The following is a 16,874-nucleotide window of genomic DNA, read 5'->3' as shown; positions in this document are numbered from 1 at the left end:
GCAGAGTCGCGATCACCGTCATACGGCGCGTTCATCAGTGCCCCACCTTATTGTCCGCCGGCTATCCGTCCACCTTCTCACTTGTCGAGGACGGCTCCGGACTTCGCCGTGCGGTGTCAGCCGCAGGGTCACCCGCCTGCTCGGCTTCGGCGTCTTCCGCGTCACCGTCGTCCGGGGAGTCCGGGTCGTCCCCGTCGCTCCCGTCCTCGCCGTCGTCGCCGCCCGAACCGCCGTTCCTCTCGTCGGCCGCCGCCTGGCGTTTGCGTTGACGGTAGATCCGTACCCCCGCGAGCACCAGCAGCAGGAGCCCGGCGGCGATGATGAGCATCACCAGATCGGTCACCTTGGTGATCTTGATGTTGAACTGTACGGGGGCCTGTGGCGCGTCGTACGCGGCCCCGTTCGCGGTGTAGAGACGAGCGGTGATCTGCACCTTGCCGTTGGCGCTGGCCTTCGTCTGGAACTTCAGCGTACGGCTGTGCCCGCCGTCGACCGTGATCAGCTGCAGCGGGTTCTTGATCTCCAGCCGGATATTGGAGTCCGAGGTCAGCTTCAGCGTCAGGCCGGTGATCGGCTGGCCCAGGTCGTTCTTCACCGTGACCGGGATGGTGCCGCTGCGCCCGGACAAGGTGAGCGGCGTCTTCTGCAGGACGTGCACCGCGCCCATCAACTCATGGAGGTACTCGCCGATCGAGGCGCGGAAGCTGGTGGAGTTTCCGATGCCCGCCGGATCGGCCGGATCGGGGACGCCCTGCGGGGTCAGCCGCCAGTCGGTGGACATCGCCCGCAGCATCGCGTTGCGGAACGGGACGGTCACCCGGTCCTTGATGGTGAGAATCCCCACGAAGCCGTTGAGCTCGTCCTGCGTTCCCCCGAGCCTGGCGAAGGCCTGCGTGGACAGCTCCGTACGGCGCAGCGACTTCGGGTAGGCGGATGCCGAGGGCACCTTGTGCGCGGCCTTGGGGTCGGGGGCTGACTTGGCGGCGTCATCGAAGGTCACCGTCTCGGCCCAGGGACTGCCGTCCACCTCGCTGATGCCGTCCGCCATCGCCTGCGCCTGCGAGACGGACGGCATCCGCTGCGGGGCGACCAGCAGATCGCGTTGCTGGTGCGGGGCCTGCATGGTGATCAGCAGGGTCTGGGCGACGAAGTTCTGCACCGCCGCCTGGTAGTTCCCGGCGTACAGCATGTTGCCGTTGAAGGCGTTGGACAGCGACGCGTCGGCGACCATCGCGGTGGTGCCGCCGCCGATCGGCCGTGGGGCCGTGGGGGTGTAGTGGACCGGGCCGTCGGGGAAGGTGTCGCTGCGGGCGATGATCCGGCTCGCTCCGCTGTTGTGGGCCACCGACACGATGGAGGGGTCCAGGGCGCCGTTCAGCGGCCAGGCGACGTCGTCGTCGGACTTGACGCCGAGGATCGTGTCGGTGGTGATCTTCCCGAGGGTGAGGCCGGTCTTGACGCGGTCCACGGCCTTGAGGGGGCCGGCGCCTTCCTTGGCGGAAGCACCGGTCGCGTCGGCGTGGTGGGCGATCGAGGCGATGTCGCTGTCGCCGAACGGCAGGGAGATCACCTGGGCGCCGGTCACCGCGGTCCGCAGCGAGTTCAGCCAGTTCTTGGCGTCGGTGGTGCCGGTGCCGAGGGTGGTCCTGAGGATGTTCCCCGACGCGTCTTCCTCGGCCACCACCCGGTAGGGCTTCGTCATCGCCTCCACCGAGGCGAGCAGATCGGGGTCCACGACCCAGGTGACCTGAAGGTTCTTGGCGAGATCCACCATCTCCTGGAGCCGCCCGCCGGGCCTGAGCTCGGCGGCCAGCTTGTCGTCGACAAAGATCGGGCTCTGCTGGGAGTCGGTGTCGCCCTGGGGAGCGATGTGCGGTGTGTCGATCAGCGGCCACAGGTAGCTGATCCGGGTCGGCTTGGCGTCCCCCTCCTGATACCAGGGCAGGAAGGTCCGCGCGATGCCGAGGACGTGCTGATAGGACTCCACCGCGGTCTGCCCGTCGATGGTGACGGACAGCTGGTAGACGCCGCTGCTGCCGAGCGCGAAGGCGCTCACCGGGACCTTGAGGCTGAAACTGGTGGTGATCCCGGGGCCGAGGTCGGCGACATGGCTGGTGTGTCCGTCGAGATCGGCCGAGCCGTCCAGATAGACGTTGTAGTCGCCGCGGTCGAGGACGTCCTTCATGGCGCTGCGGGTGGTCAGCGGGCCGCCGCTGCCGATCCGCACCCCGATGTGCGCGTCGGTGATCTTCGTCTTGCTGTTGTTCACGACGGTGCCGGAGACGGTCACCGAGCCGCCGGAGGTCGGTACGGCCGGGTCGAGGCCGTTCAGGCTCAGCGCGGCGGTGTGGGAGCCGCTGGCCGTCCGCGCCTGCGAGTCGGTCGCCTGGACGCCTTGCAGCAGCCCTGTGAGGACGGCGGCCCCGGTCAGGAGCGCCATGAACCGCGGCAGACGCCGCCGTCGGCTCGACGGGGCTCTTCCCGCTGCCTGTGCCGCCTCGCCCACGCGTTTGCCCGTCCCTCGTCGTCATCGTTCGTCGCTCGTCCGTCGGATGTGCGTGCTGGCATGTTAACGAGCGGCGCTGTGGCAAAGTGCTGCGGAGTCCAGCATGCGGCAGCCCGGGAAATCCCGGCACCGAGGGGCGCCGCGGACCCGTACCCTTTTGCGTTGTGCCGAATGCCAACAATGCCGCCCAGACCCAGCAGGCCCCTCATCACGTCGAGCCCGTGGCCGAGGATCTCGGTCGCCGCTTCCGTGACGCCGGATTCCGGCTCGCCCTTGTCGGGGGCTCGGTCCGGGACACCTTGCTGGGCCGGCTCGGCCACGATCTCGATTTCACCACCGACGCCCGCCCCGAGCAGGTGCTGAAAATCCTGCGGCCGTGGGCGGACGCGGTGTGGGAGGTCGGTATCGCCTTCGGCACCGTCGGCGCCCGCAAGGATGTCCACGCGGACGCGGCGGCGCCGGCCGGGACAGCCGGACCGGAGACCAGAAGCTTCCAGGTCGAGGTCACCACCTACCGCTCGGAGTCCTACGACCGGACCTCGCGCAAGCCCGAGGTCTCCTACGGCGACACCATCGAGGACGACCTCGTCCGCCGGGACTTCACGGTGAACGCGATGGCGGTCGCACTGCCCGGCATCGACTTCATCGACCCCTACGGCGGCCTGGACGATCTGGCGGCCCGCGTGCTCCGCACCCCCGGCACCCCGGAGGCGTCCTTCTCCGACGACCCGCTGCGGATGCTGCGGGCCGCCAGGTTCGCGGCGCAGCTGGACTTCGAGGTCGCCCCCGAGGTGGTCGCCGCGATGACGGAGATGGCCGACCGGATCGGGATCGTCTCGGCCGAGCGGGTCAGGGACGAGCTGAACAAGCTGATCCTGTCCGACCACCCCATCAAGGGACTGCGGCTGCTGGTGGACACCGGGCTGGCCGACCGGGTGCTGCCCGAGCTGTCGGCGCTGCGGCTGGAGCTGGACGAGCACTTCCGGCACAAGGACGTCTACGAGCACAGCCTGACCGTGCTGGAGCAGGCCATCGACCTGGAGAAGGACGGCCCGGACCTGACCCTGCGGCTGGCCGCGCTGCTGCACGACATCGGGAAGCCGAAGACCCGGCGCTTCGAGCAGGACGGCCGGGTCTCCTTCCACCACCACGAGATGGTGGGGGCGAAGATGACCAAGGCCAGGCTGACCCAGCTGAAGTACCCCAACGACCAGATCAAGGACATCTCGCGGTTGGTCGAGCTGCACCTGCGCTTCCACGGTTACGGCAGCGGTGAGTGGACCGACTCCGCGGTGCGCCGCTATGTACGGGACGCCGGTCCGCTGCTGGAGCGGCTGCACAAGCTCACCCGCTCGGACTGCACGACGCGCAACAAGCGCAAGGCGGAGGCGCTGTCCCGCACCTACGACGGCCTGGAGGAGCGGATCGCCGAACTGCGCGAGAAGGAGGAGCTGAACGCGATCCGTCCCGACCTCGACGGCAATCAGATCATGTCGATCCTGGATGTTCCCCCCGGCCCGGCGGTCGGGAAGGCCTACCAGTTCCTGTTGGAACTGCGACTGGAGAACGGCCCACTGGGTGAGGACGCGGCCGCCACCGCTCTGCGGGAATGGTGGTCGGCGCAGAACTGAACCACGCCGCCGGCGATGTTCCACGTGAAACATCGCCCCATGTTTCACGTGGAACATCGCCGGCGGCCGTCGGCCGAGCGTCGAAGGGGCTGGATGTTCCACGTGGAACATCCAGCCCCTTCGGATCGCGCCGGGTCCATCACCCGGGGGGCCGGGTGGCCCGGCGCTACGTGCTCAGGCCGGTGTCCGGTGTCAGTCGTTCGACGCGCAGCACCGCGACGGCCACCGCCCCGTAGATCAGTGACAGCGCGATGATCAGCGTGGACGAACGGCCGTCCGGCGGCAGGATCAGCGCGGCGACCGCGGCGGCGCCGACGAAGGCGACATTGAAGGCGACGTCGTAGAGGGAGAACACCCGGCCGCGGTATCCGTCCTCTATCCGGGTCTGCACCACCGTGTCGGTGGCTATCTTCGCGCCCTGGGTGGTGACGCCGAGCGCGAAGGCGGCCAGCATCATCGGGGCCGGAGTGAAGGTCAGGGCGAGCGGGGGCAGCAGGACCGCCGAGGCCGCGGAGCAGCCGGTGATCCAGCCCGCGACGCCGAACCGGGAGGACGCCCACGGGGTGATGACCGCCGCGGTGAAGAAGCCGGCGGCCGAGATGCCGACCGCGAGGCCCAGCAGCGCCAACCCGGAGTCCTCGTCGGAGGAGTCGGACCAGGCGTGGCGACAGAGCATCAGCAAGGTGACGGTGAGGGCGCCGTAGCAGAATCGCATGGCCGTCATCGCGGACAACGCCTGCCGGGCCGCCGGGCGTTGCCGTAGATACGCCAGGCCGTCGGCGAGGCCCCGGGCGGTGGAGGCGAGCGCGGCGCCCAGGCGCGGCCCGTCGTCCGTGAGATCGGGCCCCAGCAGTGCGCGCCCGAGGGTGAGCGCGGACAGTCCGGCGCACAGATAGAGCCCTCCGCCCAGCAGCACCGTGGCCGCGTCGGCGCCGGCGCCCGAGGGGAGGAAGAGATGCACCAGGAAGGCCGCGCCGCCGCCCACGGTCGCCGCGAGGGTGCCGGCGGTCGGGGTGAGCGAGTTGGCGGTCACCAGCCGGTCGGGGTCCACCACCCGGGGCAGCGCGGCGGACAGTCCGGCCAGTACGAAGCGGTTGACGCCGGTGACGGACAGCGCCGACAGATAGAACAGCCAGGCCGGCACATGCAGCAGGATCAGCGCGGCGGTGCCGCAGCACAGCACCGCTCGCAGCAGATTGCAGTACAGCAGTACCTGTCGCCGCCGCCAGCGGTCCAGCAGCACTCCGGTGAACGGCCCGAACAGCGAGTAGGGCAGCAGCAGTACCGCCATCGCGGAGGCAACCGCGCCCGGCGAGGCCTGCTGTTCGGGGGAGAAGACGACATAGGCGGCGAGCGCGACCTGGAAGACGCCGTCGGAGAGCTGGGACAGCAGGCGTACCACCAGCAGCCGACGGAAGTCGGGCAGCCTCAGCAGGACCCGGAGATCGCGCGCAACGGACATGGACACAGCCTCACACGGCAGGGAAGGCCCCGGGGAAGCACCCCGGGGCCTTTCACCTGTACCCGAATCAGTGGATCATGCGGATCGCACCGACCCGGCGGATCAGCGCTCGACCTCGCCGCGGATGAACTTCTCGACGTTGTCGCGGGCCTCGTCGTCGAAGTACTGCACGGGCGGGGACTTCATGAAGTACGAGGAAGCGGACAGGATCGGGCCGCCGATGCCGCGGTCCTTGGCGATCTTCGCCGCACGCACCGCGTCGATGATGACACCGGCGGAGTTCGGGGAGTCCCAGACCTCCAGCTTGTACTCCAGGTTCAGCGGGACATCGCCGAAGGCGCGGCCTTCGAGGCGCACATACGCCCACTTGCGGTCGTCCAGCCACTGGACATAGTCCGACGGGCCGATGTGGACGTTCTTGGCGCCGAGGTCGCGGTCCCGGATCTGGGAGGTGACGGCCTGCGTCTTGGAGATCTTCTTGGACTCCAGGCGCTCGCGCTCCAGCATGTTCTTGAAGTCCATGTTGCCGCCGACGTTCAGCTGCATGGTGCGCTCCAGCACCACGCCGCGGTCCTCGAAGAGCTTGGCCAGCACGCGGTGCGTGATGGTCGCGCCCACCTGGGACTTGATGTCGTCACCGACGATCGGCACACCGGCCTCGGTGAACTTGTCGGCCCACTCCTTGGTGCCGGCGATGAAGACCGGGAGCGCGTTGACGAAGGCGACCTTGGCGTCGATGGCGCACTGGGCGTAGAACTTCGCCGCGTCCTCGGAGCCGACCGGGAGGTAGCAGACGAGGACGTCGACCTCGCGGTCCCGGAGGATCTCGACGATGTCGACCGGGGTCTCGTCGGACTCCTCGATCGTCTCGCGGTAGTACTTGCCGAGGCCGTCGAGGGTGTGGCCGCGCTGCACGGTCACCCCGGTCTGCGGCACGTCGGCGATCTTGATCGTGTTGTTCTCGCTGGCACCGATGGCGTCCGCGAGGTCGAGACCGACCTTCTTCGCGTCGACATCGAAGGCGGCGACGAACTCGACGTCACGCACGTGGTAGTCGCCGAACTGCACGTGCATGAGACCAGGCACCTTGCCGTCCGGGTCGGCGTCCTTGTAGTACTCGACACCCTGCACCAGCGACGTGGCGCAGTTGCCTACGCCAACGATGGCTACGCGAACCGAACCCATACCGGTTGCTCCCTGTTTGATCGTCACGCGGTTCCCCGGTCCCCGGGTCGTCCGCCGTTCTCTTGGTTGTTGTCGTGGTCGTGGTCCCGCTCGGCGGTCCGCTGCTCGACGCGGCCGGCCCGTTCGGTCTCGATCAGCTCGTTGAGCCAGCGGACTTCGCGCTCCACCGACTCCATGCCGTGCCGCTGCAGTTCGAGCGTGTAGTCGTCGAGCCGTTCGCGGGTGCGTGCCAATGAGGCGCGCATCTTCTCCAGTCGTTCTTCCAGACGGCTGCGCCGTCCTTCCAGGACGCGCATCCTGACGTCTCTCGACGTCTGGCCGAAGAAGGCGAAACGAGCGGCGAAGTGCTCGTCCTCCCAGGCATCGGGGCCGGAGTTGGCGAGCAGCTCCTCGAAGTGCTCCTTGCCCGCGGCCGTCAGCCGGTAGACGATCTTCGCCCGGCGGCCGGCGAGGGGAGCGGCAGGCGGATCGCTGTCCGCCGTCTCCTCGATCAGCCACCCCTGGGTGACCAGCGTCTTCAGACAGGGATACAACGTCCCGTAACTGAAGGCGCGGAACACCCCGAGCGAGGTGTTGAGCCGCTTGCGCAGCTCATAGCCGTGCATCGGGGACTCCCGAAGCAGACCGAGAATCGCGAATTCGAGGATTCCCGAGCGCTTGCTCAATCCCTCGTCCCCTCGTCCGCGTACCGAGCGGCCTGCTGCCGCTCGCCCCGGTCCGGCTACCGTGTTGACAGTGTTTCAGCCCGATGTATCGAGCCGATACATCGTGACGATAGAACGGCCCGAGACATCATGCAAGGCGAGTAGCGGTGACCGGTGTCACACTCTCAAACCTGTGAGCCCCCAACTGTCCGATATGCGGTGAAGGTTCGCGTCCCGCTCCTTTTGAGCGTGCGTACTCTGTTCGGCATGCGTAGCACCGGGAACCCTGGGACGCCGGCACGCGTCTTGATCCTCGGTGCAGTGCGACCTGACCCAGTCGCGCTCAGGGGGACCGACCCGAATGTCATCGTTGCCTTCAGGCCATCCCGCCTGTCGAGGAGTAGCTGTTCATGAGCGAGCACCGTCGCAAGCCGCCGCCGCAGTCGCCGCCGCCCCCCGGCGGCGGCCGCGCTGCCGCCCGGCGCGGGGGGCAGCAGCCGACGCCCCCGCCGCCCGGCGCGCGGCAGGCCGCGGGCGGTCCCGTGCCCGGTGGGCAGCCGCCCGCGGGCCCGGCCGCAGGCGTCCCGTCGGCCGGTGGTCCCCCGGGCGGTCCTCCGCGCGGTGGTGAGCCGTATCAAGGGCGCGCCGCCGCCCGTCGGGCCGCACAGGGCCGCGGTACCCGGCGCAGGCCCGGCGCCGGCGGTGGCCCCGGTGGTCCCAACGGCCCGGCGGGACCCGGCGGTCCGGTCGGCCGCGGCACCCGCGGCCCCGGCCGCCGGCCGGCCAAGAAGCGCTTCATCGACTACCCGCGCTTCGGCAAGGACGGCTGGCGCCGCTGGATGCCGTCCTGGCGCCAGGTCACCGCGCTGTTCATCGGCTTCGTCGGTTCGCTCGTCGGTCTGATCGGCATCGCCTACGCCATGGTGGGCGTCCCGGACGAAAACCTCGCGGCCACCTCGCAGAACAACGTCTACCTCTGGGCCAACGGCGACCAGATGATCGCTACCGGCGAGGGTGCCAACCGCCAGATCATCGGGATCGACTCCATCCCCAAGGCCATGCAGGACGCGGTGATCTCGGGCGAGAACAAGACGTTCGAGACCGACGCGGGTGTCGACCCGATGGGTATCGCCCGCGCCCTGTTCAACATGGCCAAGGGCGGCGAGACGCAGGGCGGGTCGACCATCACCCAGCAGTACGTCAAGAACACCCGGCTCAACCAGGAGCAGACCTTCTCCCGGAAGTTCAAGGAACTCTTCATCTCCATAAAGGTCGGCGCGACCATGAAGAAGTCCGAGATCATGGCGGGTTACCTCAACACCTCGTACTTCGGCCGCGGCGCCTACGGCATCCAGGCGGCGGCGCGCACGTACTACGGGATCGACGCGGACAAGCTCAACCCCAGCCAGTGCGCCTTCCTCGCCGCCCTGCTCAAGGGGCCCACGTACTACGACCCGGCGGGCGCCACCAGCATCGACCCGAGGGCGACCCCGGCGAGCAACAAGGCGAACTCGATGATCCGCTGGACCGCGATCCTCGACGCCGAGGTCAAGCTCGGCCGGATGACCCCGGCCGAGCGCGCCAAGTGGACGAAGTACCCGATGCCGCTGCCGATCAAGACCAACACCCAGATGTCCGGCCAGATCGGCTACCTGGTGACCCTGGTCAACCAGTACATGCTGAACAACAAGATCCTCACCCAGGCCCAACTGCAGCAGGGCGGCTACTCGATCCGCACCACCTTCGAGAAGCCCAAGGTCGACGCGCTGGAAGCGGCGGTCAAGAAGGTCCAGACGGCCAACATCAAGCCGGGCGGCAGCCACAAGAACGCCCAGGGCGAGGACGCCGACAAGTTCGTCCAGTTCGGCGGGGCCTCACTGAGACCGTCGGACGGGGCGATCCTCGCCATCTACGGCGGTACGGACTACACCAAACACTTCACCAACAACGCCGACGAGACCGGCGCCCAGGTGGGTTCGACCTTCAAACCCTTCGTGCTGGCCGCCGCGATGACCCACGGCATACGGGATCCGCACGGGGACCCGGTGCAGTCGGACGACGAGCGCCAGAAGGTCTCCCCGGACAGCGTGTTCAGCGGCAAGAACAAACAGCAGATCATGGACTACAACGGCAAGCCCTGGTACGGCCGTGACAAGAACAACAAGCCGTTCCCGTGGTTCCAGCCGAACGACGACTCCGACAACTACCCCCGCGTCACCCTCCGTGTGGCGCTGGACAAGTCGCTGAACTCGCCGTACGTCCAACTCGGCCAGGACGTGGGTACGGACAAGGTGTCGGAGGCCGCGATCGCGGCCGGTCTGGTCCCGGACAGCAACAACGGCCTGCTGGACTACAAGAACAGCGTCACGTACTCGATCGGTACGTCCTCGCCCAGCGCGATCCGGATGGCCGACGCCTACTCGACCTTCGACAACCACGGTGTGCAGAACGAGCCCTACTCGGTGACCAGCGTTCAGCACGACGGCAGCCCGTACTGGACCCACCACGACAAGCCCAAGGTCGCCTTCCAGGCCCCGGTGGCCGACACCATCACCGGCATGCTCACGGACGTGGTCAAGAAGGGCACCGGCGAGACGGCGCAGCTGCCCGACGGCCGGATCGCCGCCGGCAAGACCGGTACCACCGACGACAACAAGTCGGCGTGGTTCGACGGCTACACCCCGCAGCTGTCCACCTCGATCGTGATGTTCCGCCGCGACGACGCCAGCAAGGTCGACAAGAAGACCGGCCAGGCGATCATCAACCCGTTCCTGTCCATGTACGGCACGGCCGGCCAGACCACGATCCACGGTAATTCCTATCCGGCGCAGATCTGGAAGGACTACATGAGCGTGGCTCTCGACGGCCAGCCCAAGCTCGGCTTCGACAAGCCGTCGCAGAAGGTCGGCGAGATCGTCTACGGCAATGTGCCGAGCCCGACGCCCACGCCGACGGAGACGACCCCGACGCCCACCACGGCGCCGCCCACGACCACGCCGATGACGACGCCGCCGACCACGCCGGTCACGACGCCCCCCACGACCATGCCGGTCACTACCCCGCCCACCCCGCCCTGCCTCCCCTTCGACCCGCAGTGCCACCCCAGCAGCAGCCCGACCGATACGCCGACCGACACCCCGACGGACACCCCGACCACCACACCGGGACACACGCTGCCGGGACGCGGACCGAAGTCGCCCGGGGTCGGCTGACAGCCCGGGGGCCACGGGGGGCTCTCGCCCGCACAGTCCGGTACGGCAGGATGTCGTCATGACGAGCGTGCGCGACCGTGCAGAGGACGACCGGCGAGAGCTTCCCGTGCGCCCCACCGATGAGGATCCGCTGGCCGCCGCGGCCAGCGACCTCATCGGCGGCCCGGCCGGCCGCTGGGCCATGATCGGCGGACACCGGTGGTGGAACCCGCTGCGGCTGATGGTCCTGGTCGTGATCGGCATGTTCGCGCTCGGCATGGCGCAGAAGGCGTCCTGCTACTCCAGCGGCTGGTTCCAGGGCAGTGACGTGCAGTACATCCACGCCTGCTACTCCGACATCCCGCATCTGTACGCGCAGCGCGGCTTCGCCACCGACCTGGTGCCCTACTTCGACCGCATCCCCGACTCGGTGAGCGGCTCGTCGAGCATCCACTACCTGGAATACCCGGTGCTGACCGGCCTGTTCATGGAGGTCGCGTCCTGGTTCACCCCGCACGGCACCGCCCAGCACAGCGCGCAGATCTACTGGATCGTCAACTCGGCGATGCTGATGATCTGCGCGGTGGTGCTGGTGGTGTGCGTGTCGCGGACCAGCCGGCGGCGCCCCTGGGACGGCCTGTTCATCGCCCTGTCCCCCGCGCTGGCACTGACCGCGACCATCAACTGGGACCTGTTCGCGGTCGCCCTGGCCGCCGCCGGGATGATGCTGTGGTCGCGCGGCCGGGTGGTGCCGGCCGGTGTGCTGATCGGCCTGGCGACCGCCGCCAAGCTCTATCCGGTGCTGCTGCTGGCGGCGCTGTTCATCCTGTGCCTGCGGGCCGGCCGGATGCGGCAGTGGTCGGCGGCGATGAGCGGCGCGCTCGTCGCCTGGCTGCTGGTCAATCTGCCGGTGATGCTGCTGGCACCGAACGGCTGGGCGCAGTTCTACACCTTCAGCCGGGACCGGACCACGGACTACGGCTCCTTCTGGCTGATCATCATGGAGCGCACCGGCAACCCGCTGTCCGGCGTGAACGCGTACGCCACCGCGCTCATGCTGCTGCTGTGCGCCGGTATCGCCGCCCTGGCGCTGTACGCCCCGCGCCGCCCCCGGGTCGGGCAGATCGCCTTCCTGGTGGTGGCGGCGCTGGTGCTCTGCAACAAGGTCTACTCACCGCAGTACGTGCTGTGGCTGCTGCCGCTCGCGGTGCTGGCCCGGCCGCGGTGGCGCGACCTGCTGATCTGGCAGGGCGCCGAGGTGCTGTACTTCCTGGGCATCTGGATGCGGCTGGCGTACGTCACCGGGACCAAGCACCACGGCCTGACCGCCGACGCCTACCACCTCGCCGTCGCCGCGCACCTGCTCGGCGTGCTCTACCTGGGCGCCCTGGTGGTGCGCGACATCCTGCTGCCGGAGCACGACGTGCTGCGGCAGGGCGGCGAGGACGACCCGGCGGGCGGTGTGCTGGACGAGGCGGACGACGTGTTCGTCCTCGGCACGCTGCCGCACGAACCGAGGCACGCGGCCTGACCTCCGGGTCCCGCCGCCCTTACGCGGACTGGCGGTCCACGACCCGGTCGAACTGGGTCGTGGTGTGCCGCAGGTGCGCGACCAGCTCGTCCCCGACCGCCGGCGGCGCCACATCGCTCGGCAGGAACAGGATCGACACCTGCATGTGCGGCGGCTCGGCGAACCACCGCTGCTTGCCGGCCCACACGAAGGGCGACAGATTGCGGTTGACGGTGGCCAGTCCGGCCCGTGCCACGCCCTTGGCGCGCGGCATCAGCCCGTGCAGCGCCTTGGGCGCCTCCAGGCCCACACCGTGCGAGGTGCCGCCGGCCACCACCACTAGGTGCCCGTCCGCCGCCGACTTCTCCTGCCGGTAGCCGTACCGCTCGCCCTTGGCGATCCGGGAGACGTCCAGCACGGCGCCGCGGTACTCGGTGGCGTCGTGGTCACCGAGCCACAACTGGGTGCCGATCCGGGCCCGGAACTTCGTCTGCGGGAACTGCTGCTGGAGCGTCGCGAGCTCGGTCGCCTTCAGATGGCTGACGAACATGGTGTGCAGCGGCAGCCGGGCGGCCCGCAGCCGCTCCATCCAGCCGAAGACCTCCTCCACCGCCTCGCTGCCGTCGGTGCGGTCCAGCGGCAGGTGGATGGCGAAGCCCTCGAGGCGTACGTCGTCGATCGCGGTGTGCAGCTTGCCCAGGTCGTCCTCGGCCACGCCGTGCCGCCGCATGGAGCTCATCACCTCGATCACCACCCGGGCGCCGACCAGCCCGCGCACGCCCTCCACCGAGGACACCGAGCGGATCGCCCGGTCCGGCAGCGGCACCGGCTCCTCACCGAGCCGGTACGGCGTCAGCACCAGCAGATCGCCGCCGAAGAAGTCCTTGATCCGGGCCGCCTCGTACGTGGTGCCGACGGCGAGCATGCCGGCCCGCAGCCGGGTCGCCTCGTCGGCGAGGCGCTCGTGGCCGAAGCCGTAGCCGTTTCCCTTGCAGACGGGCACGAGGCCGGGGAACTGGTCCACCACGGACTGGTGGTGAGCACGCCAGCGTGCGGTGTCGACGTACAGGGTGAGCGCCATGACCTGGTCAGGACCTTCCTTGTGCGAGTCGGCCGGTCAGCGGCGCGACATGTAGATGTCGAGTGCCTTGTGGAGCAGTTTGTTGAGCGGGAAGTCCCACTCGCCCAAGTATTCGGCAGCCTGGCCGCCGGTGCCCACCTTGAACTGGATCAGGCCGAACAAATGGTCGTTCTCGTCCAGGGAGTCGCTGATGCCGCGCAGATCGTAGACGCTCGCGCCCATCGCGTACGCGTCGCGCAGCATCCGCCACTGCATCGCGTTGGACGGACGCACCTCGCGCTTGTGGTTGGCGGAGGCGCCGTAGGAGTACCAGACGTGGCGGCCCACGGTGAGCATGGTGGCCGCGGACACCGCCTCGCCCTCGTGCACCGCCAGGTAGAGCCGCATCCGGTTGGGGTCCTCGGCGTTGAGCCGGGTCCACATCCGCTGGAAGTACGACAGCGGGCGCGGGCGGAAGTGGTCGCGCTCGGCGGTGATCTCGTACAGCTGCTGCCAGACCGGCAGATCGTCGTAACCGCCCTGGATCACCTGGACGCCGGCCTTCTCGGCCTTCTTGATGTTGCGGCGCCACAGCTGGTTGAAGTTCTTGAGGATGTCGTCCAGGGAGCGGTTCTCCAGCGGCACCTGGTAGACGTAGCGCGGCTGTACGTCGCCGAAGCCCGCGCCGCCGTCCTCGCCCTGCTGCCAGCCCATCCTCCGCAGCCGCTCGGCCACTTCGAAGGCGCGCGGCTCGATGAAGGTGGCCTCGACGTCGCGCAGCCGCTTGATGTCCTGGTCGGCGATGCCGGCCTTGATCGCGGTGGCGTCCCAGCGGCGGATTATCACCGGCGGGCCCATCTTCACGGTGAAGGCGCCCTGCGACTTGAGGTGGCTCAGCATCGGCTGGAGCCACTCGTCGAGGTTGGGCGCGTACCAGTTGATGACCGGGCCCTCGGGCAGATAGGCCAGGTAGCGCTTCACCTTGGGGAGCTGCCGGTAGAGGACGAGGCCGGCGCCGACCATCTGGCCGGACTTGTCGTCGAACCAGCCGAGGTTCTCCGACCGCCACTCGTTCTTCACATCGGCCCATGCCGGCACCTGGCAGTGGCTCGCCGACGGCAGGCTCTGGATGTAGGCCAGGTGCTGCTCGCGGCTGATGGTCCTCAGGGTCAGGCTCATACGGGGCGCTCCCCATGCTCAGACTGCGGGCTTTACTGGCCCGAAGCCTACTGCGAGGGGGGAGCGCCGCCGCTACTACCTGGGTCACCGCGCGTGGTACGCGGTGGCGGCCCGGTCGCTGCCGGTCGCTGCCCGGTCGTGCGCCGCGGGGCGGGCGCGGGCGGCTACCAGAAGGCGCCGTGCGCCATGCCGATGTAGAAGCCGACCCCGCACATGGCGAGACTGAGGATCAGTGCGAAGCGTTCCGACGTGGTCACCGAGATGTACTGGCCCCAGCCGCCGGACACGATGCCCACCAGGCCCGTCCAGACACTGACCGCGTGCAGACTGGGGAAGCCCGCGAAGACGGTCGAGATGGTGCCGAGCACGCAGGTCACCGTGACCAGCGAGTTGACCAGCGGATGACGTCGGTCGTCGCTGTTGAGCCAGACGTTGTGCAGGATCTCGGACGCGTTCTGTGCCATGGGGCACCTCCGTGACGGAGTGGAGACGCGGGACAGCGCCGTACACACTGTCCAGATTGCGGGCATATGGGGCTTGATTTCAACCGGGGGGACCCGCCCGGGTAGTCTGTACGGTCTGCACCGGTTGTTCGCGCGGGCGAGGGCAGGCCGATCGGGGATCGTCAAGATCACCGGCCGGCTGTGTCAGTGGCCCGCGCTACCGTTGCGACGCAAGCCAAACCCTCCTGCCACGGAAACGCCGTGGCCGCCTGAGTCCAAAGGAGGTGGGTTCCACTATGCGTCACTACGAGCTCATGCTCATTCTCGACCCCGATCTTGAGGAGCGCGCTGTCTCCCCGCTGATCGAGTCCTTCCTCGCCGTCGTCCGCAGTGGCGGCGGCAATGTGGAGAAGGTCGACACCTGGGGCCGTCGTCGTCTCGCCTACGAGATCAACAAGAAGCCCGAGGGCATCTACTCGGTCCTCGACCTCAAGGCCACGCCCGAGGTCGTCAAGGAGCTCGACCGTCAGCTCAACCTGAACGAGTCGGTGCTGCGGACCAAGGTCCTCCGTCCGGAACTGCACTAGTCACCATCGGCTGGTCACCAGTCGTCCGCGACTGGTCCGGAGTTCGAGTAGCGGCCGGCACGGCCGGCCCATCAGCACAGCCAGCAAGGCCAGCACAGCCATAGCCAGTCGAGAGGTCATCCCATGGCAGGCGAGACCGTCATCACGGTCGTCGGCAATCTCGTCGACGACCCCGAGCTGCGCTTCACCCCGTCCGGTGCGGCGGTCGCGAAGTTCCGCGTCGCGTCCACTCCCCGCACCTTCGACCGGCAGACCAATGAGTGGAAGGACGGCGAAAGCCTGTTCCTGACCTGCTCGGTCTGGCGGCAGGCGGCCGAGAACGTGGCCGAGTCGCTCCAGCGCGGCATGCGCGTCATCGTGCAGGGCCGTCTGAAGCAGCGGTCGTACGAGGACCGTGAGGGCGTCAAGCGGACGGTCTACGAGCTGGACGTCGACGAGGTCGGCGCCAGCCTGCGGAGCGCGACCGCCAAGGTCACCAAGACCAGCGGCGGCGGCCGCAGCGGTCAGCCGGGCGGCTACGGCGGTAGCGCCGGCGGCGGCCAGGGTGGTGGCCAGGGCGGCGGCTCCTGGGGCGGCCAGGGCGGTGGCGGGGCTCCCGCCGACGATCCCTGGGCGACCAGCGCGCCGGCCGGCGGTGGCCAGGCGGCAGGCGGTGCGGGCGGCGGCGGTGGCTGGGGCGGCGGCTCCGGCTCCTCCGGCGGCGGCTACTCGGACGAGCCGCCCTTCTAGGGCGGACCCACAAACTTCTTGATCGCATAGGAGAATCACCATGGCGAAGCCGCCTCCGCGCAAGCCGAAGAAGAAGGTCTGCGCGTTCTGCAAGGACAAGACCGTGTACGTGGACTACAAGGACACGAACATGCTGCGGAAGTTCATTTCCGACCGCGGCAAGATCCGTGCCCGCCGCGTCACCGGCAACTGCACCCAGCACCAGCGTGACGTCGCCACGGCCGTGAAGAACAGCCGTGAGATGGCGCTGCTGCCGTACACATCGACCGCTCGCTAAGGAAGGGTGACCACAGCATGTCCAAGATCATCCTTACCAACGAGGTCAGCGGCCTGGGTGCCGCCGGCGACATCGTCGACGTCAAGCCGGGCTACGCCCGCAACTACCTGATCCCGCGTGGCTTCGCCATCGCGTGGACCAAGGGTGGCGAGAAGGACGTCGAGCAGATCCGCCGCGCTCGCCGCATCCGCGAGATCCACTCGCTGGAGGACGCGAACGCCGTCAAGGCGCAGCTGCAGTCCGTCCGGGTCAAGCTGAGCACCCGGGCCGGCGACACCGGCCGCCTCTTCGGGTCCATCACGCCCGCCGACATCGCTGCGGCGATCAAGGCGGCCGGTGGCCCCGCGGTGGACAAGCGCCGGGTCGAGGTCTCCGCGCCGATCAAGACGCTCGGCGCGCACAAGATCTCGGTGCGACTGCACCCCGAGGTCGCGGTCATCGTCGACCTGGAGGTCGTCGCCGCGTAACGC

Annotated in this window: 14 protein-coding genes; 7 read left to right on the top strand and 7 right to left on the bottom strand. The window is 68.8% G+C overall.

Going from position 1 to position 16,874, the window contains the following annotated elements; translation table 11 throughout:
- Positions 1 to 61: 61 nt before the first annotated feature.
- Positions 62 to 2,440: a DUF6049 family protein gene (locus tag ACFO3J_RS22085; protein ID WP_386431782.1), complete on the bottom strand. Its 2,379-nt coding sequence runs from the start codon at positions 2,438 to 2,440 to the stop codon at positions 62 to 64.
- Positions 2,441 to 2,670: 230 nt separating this feature from the next.
- On the opposite strand from ACFO3J_RS22085, the gene ACFO3J_RS22080 reads away from it, so the two are divergent.
- On the top strand, positions 2,671 to 4,137 hold the full coding sequence (locus ACFO3J_RS22080; protein WP_386431779.1) for a CCA tRNA nucleotidyltransferase: 1,467 nt from the start codon (positions 2,671 to 2,673) through the stop codon (positions 4,135 to 4,137).
- Positions 4,138 to 4,303: 166 nt separating this feature from the next.
- Here ACFO3J_RS22080 and ACFO3J_RS22075 read toward each other — a convergent pair whose 3' ends face one another.
- From ACFO3J_RS22075 to ACFO3J_RS22065, 3 genes are all read right to left on the bottom strand, one after another.
- Entirely contained in the window at positions 4,304 to 5,599 is a 1,296-nt protein-coding gene (locus ACFO3J_RS22075; RefSeq protein WP_386431776.1) for an MFS transporter, read from the bottom strand.
- A 102-nt stretch (positions 5,600 to 5,701) separates the two neighbouring features.
- Positions 5,702 to 6,784 carry an inositol-3-phosphate synthase gene (locus ACFO3J_RS22070; RefSeq protein WP_386431774.1) on the bottom strand — a complete coding sequence of 361 codons (1,083 nt, stop codon included), beginning with the start codon at positions 6,782 to 6,784 and terminating at the stop codon, positions 5,702 to 5,704.
- 23 nt (positions 6,785 to 6,807) lie between these two features.
- On the bottom strand, positions 6,808 to 7,449 hold the full coding sequence (locus ACFO3J_RS22065; protein ID WP_386431771.1) for a PadR family transcriptional regulator: 642 nt from the start codon (positions 7,447 to 7,449) through the stop codon (positions 6,808 to 6,810).
- A gap of 389 nt (positions 7,450 to 7,838) precedes the next feature.
- On the opposite strand from ACFO3J_RS22065, the gene ACFO3J_RS22060 reads away from it, so the two are divergent.
- Together ACFO3J_RS22060 and ACFO3J_RS22055 are read left to right on the top strand one after the other, a co-directional pair.
- Positions 7,839 to 10,640: a transglycosylase domain-containing protein gene (locus tag ACFO3J_RS22060; RefSeq protein WP_386431768.1), complete on the top strand. Its 2,802-nt coding sequence runs from the start codon at positions 7,839 to 7,841 to the stop codon at positions 10,638 to 10,640.
- Between the two features lie 58 nt (positions 10,641 to 10,698).
- Positions 10,699 to 12,150: a glycosyltransferase family 87 protein gene (locus ACFO3J_RS22055; RefSeq protein ID WP_386431765.1), complete on the top strand. Its 1,452-nt coding sequence runs from the start codon at positions 10,699 to 10,701 to the stop codon at positions 12,148 to 12,150.
- A 19-nt stretch (positions 12,151 to 12,169) separates the two neighbouring features.
- On the opposite strand, the gene ACFO3J_RS22050 is transcribed toward ACFO3J_RS22055, so the two are convergent.
- The 3 genes from ACFO3J_RS22050 to ACFO3J_RS22040 form a co-directional block, all read right to left on the bottom strand.
- Complete coding sequence (locus ACFO3J_RS22050) at positions 12,170 to 13,210, bottom strand: alanine racemase (protein ID WP_386431763.1); 1,041 nt, start codon at positions 13,208 to 13,210, stop codon at positions 12,170 to 12,172.
- A 36-nt stretch (positions 13,211 to 13,246) separates the two neighbouring features.
- A complete protein-coding gene (locus tag ACFO3J_RS22045; protein ID WP_386431761.1) occupies positions 13,247 to 14,368 on the bottom strand; it encodes a lipid II:glycine glycyltransferase FemX in 1,122 nt (373 codons plus the stop codon).
- 164 nt (positions 14,369 to 14,532) lie between these two features.
- Entirely contained in the window at positions 14,533 to 14,832 is a 300-nt protein-coding gene (locus tag ACFO3J_RS22040) for a hypothetical protein (RefSeq protein WP_386431759.1), read from the bottom strand.
- A 275-nt stretch (positions 14,833 to 15,107) separates the two neighbouring features.
- Between ACFO3J_RS22040 and rpsF the strand changes: the two genes are divergently transcribed.
- From rpsF to rplI, 4 genes are all read left to right on the top strand, one after another.
- Positions 15,108 to 15,398, top strand: coding sequence for a 30S ribosomal protein S6 (gene rpsF / locus ACFO3J_RS22035; protein ID WP_386431756.1), 291 nt, complete (start codon positions 15,108 to 15,110; stop codon positions 15,396 to 15,398).
- A gap of 123 nt (positions 15,399 to 15,521) precedes the next feature.
- The gene (locus tag ACFO3J_RS22030; RefSeq protein ID WP_386431753.1) at positions 15,522 to 16,127 is read left to right on the top strand and encodes a single-stranded DNA-binding protein; all 606 of its coding nucleotides are present in this window, start codon (positions 15,522 to 15,524) and stop codon (positions 16,125 to 16,127) included.
- A gap of 40 nt (positions 16,128 to 16,167) precedes the next feature.
- Positions 16,168 to 16,404, top strand: a complete 237-nt coding sequence (gene rpsR / locus ACFO3J_RS22025) for a 30S ribosomal protein S18 (protein WP_031512678.1) — start codon at positions 16,168 to 16,170, stop codon at positions 16,402 to 16,404.
- 17 nt (positions 16,405 to 16,421) lie between these two features.
- Positions 16,422 to 16,871, top strand: coding sequence for a 50S ribosomal protein L9 (gene rplI, locus ACFO3J_RS22020; RefSeq protein WP_386431750.1), 450 nt, complete (start codon positions 16,422 to 16,424; stop codon positions 16,869 to 16,871).
- Positions 16,872 to 16,874 lie beyond the last annotated feature (3 nt).

This window comes from Streptomyces polygonati (genome assembly GCF_042650325.1).
GTDB classification, from domain to species: Bacteria; Actinomycetota; Actinomycetes; order Streptomycetales; family Streptomycetaceae; genus Actinacidiphila; species Actinacidiphila polygonati.
Note: the sequence above shows the minus strand (reverse complement) of the source record. Positions and strands in the feature narration are given on the sequence as shown.

What these genes read in the sequence shown, in the direction of transcription:
- ACFO3J_RS22085 (WP_386431782.1), bottom strand. Translation starts at nt 2,440, where the DNA reads ATGGCGCTCCTGACCGGGGCCGCCGTCCTCACAGGGCTGCTGCAAGGC.
- ACFO3J_RS22075 (WP_386431776.1), bottom strand. Translation starts at nt 5,599, where the DNA reads ATGTCCGTTGCGCGCGATCTCCGGGTCCTGCTGAGGCTGCCCGACTTC.
- ACFO3J_RS22070 (WP_386431774.1), bottom strand. Translation starts at nt 6,784, where the DNA reads ATGGGTTCGGTTCGCGTAGCCATCGTTGGCGTAGGCAACTGCGCCACG.
- ACFO3J_RS22060 (WP_386431768.1), top strand. Translation starts at nt 7,839, where the DNA reads ATGAGCGAGCACCGTCGCAAGCCGCCGCCGCAGTCGCCGCCGCCCCCC.
- ACFO3J_RS22055 (WP_386431765.1), top strand. Translation starts at nt 10,699, where the DNA reads ATGACGAGCGTGCGCGACCGTGCAGAGGACGACCGGCGAGAGCTTCCC.
- ACFO3J_RS22050 (WP_386431763.1), bottom strand. Translation starts at nt 13,210, where the DNA reads ATGGCGCTCACCCTGTACGTCGACACCGCACGCTGGCGTGCTCACCAC.
- ACFO3J_RS22045 (WP_386431761.1), bottom strand. Translation starts at nt 14,368, where the DNA reads ATGAGCCTGACCCTGAGGACCATCAGCCGCGAGCAGCACCTGGCCTAC.
- ACFO3J_RS22040 (WP_386431759.1), bottom strand. Translation starts at nt 14,832, where the DNA reads ATGGCACAGAACGCGTCCGAGATCCTGCACAACGTCTGGCTCAACAGC.
- rpsF (WP_386431756.1), top strand. Translation starts at nt 15,108, where the DNA reads ATGCGTCACTACGAGCTCATGCTCATTCTCGACCCCGATCTTGAGGAG.
- ACFO3J_RS22030 (WP_386431753.1), top strand. Translation starts at nt 15,522, where the DNA reads ATGGCAGGCGAGACCGTCATCACGGTCGTCGGCAATCTCGTCGACGAC.
- rpsR (WP_031512678.1), top strand. Translation starts at nt 16,168, where the DNA reads ATGGCGAAGCCGCCTCCGCGCAAGCCGAAGAAGAAGGTCTGCGCGTTC.
- rplI (WP_386431750.1), top strand. Translation starts at nt 16,422, where the DNA reads ATGTCCAAGATCATCCTTACCAACGAGGTCAGCGGCCTGGGTGCCGCC.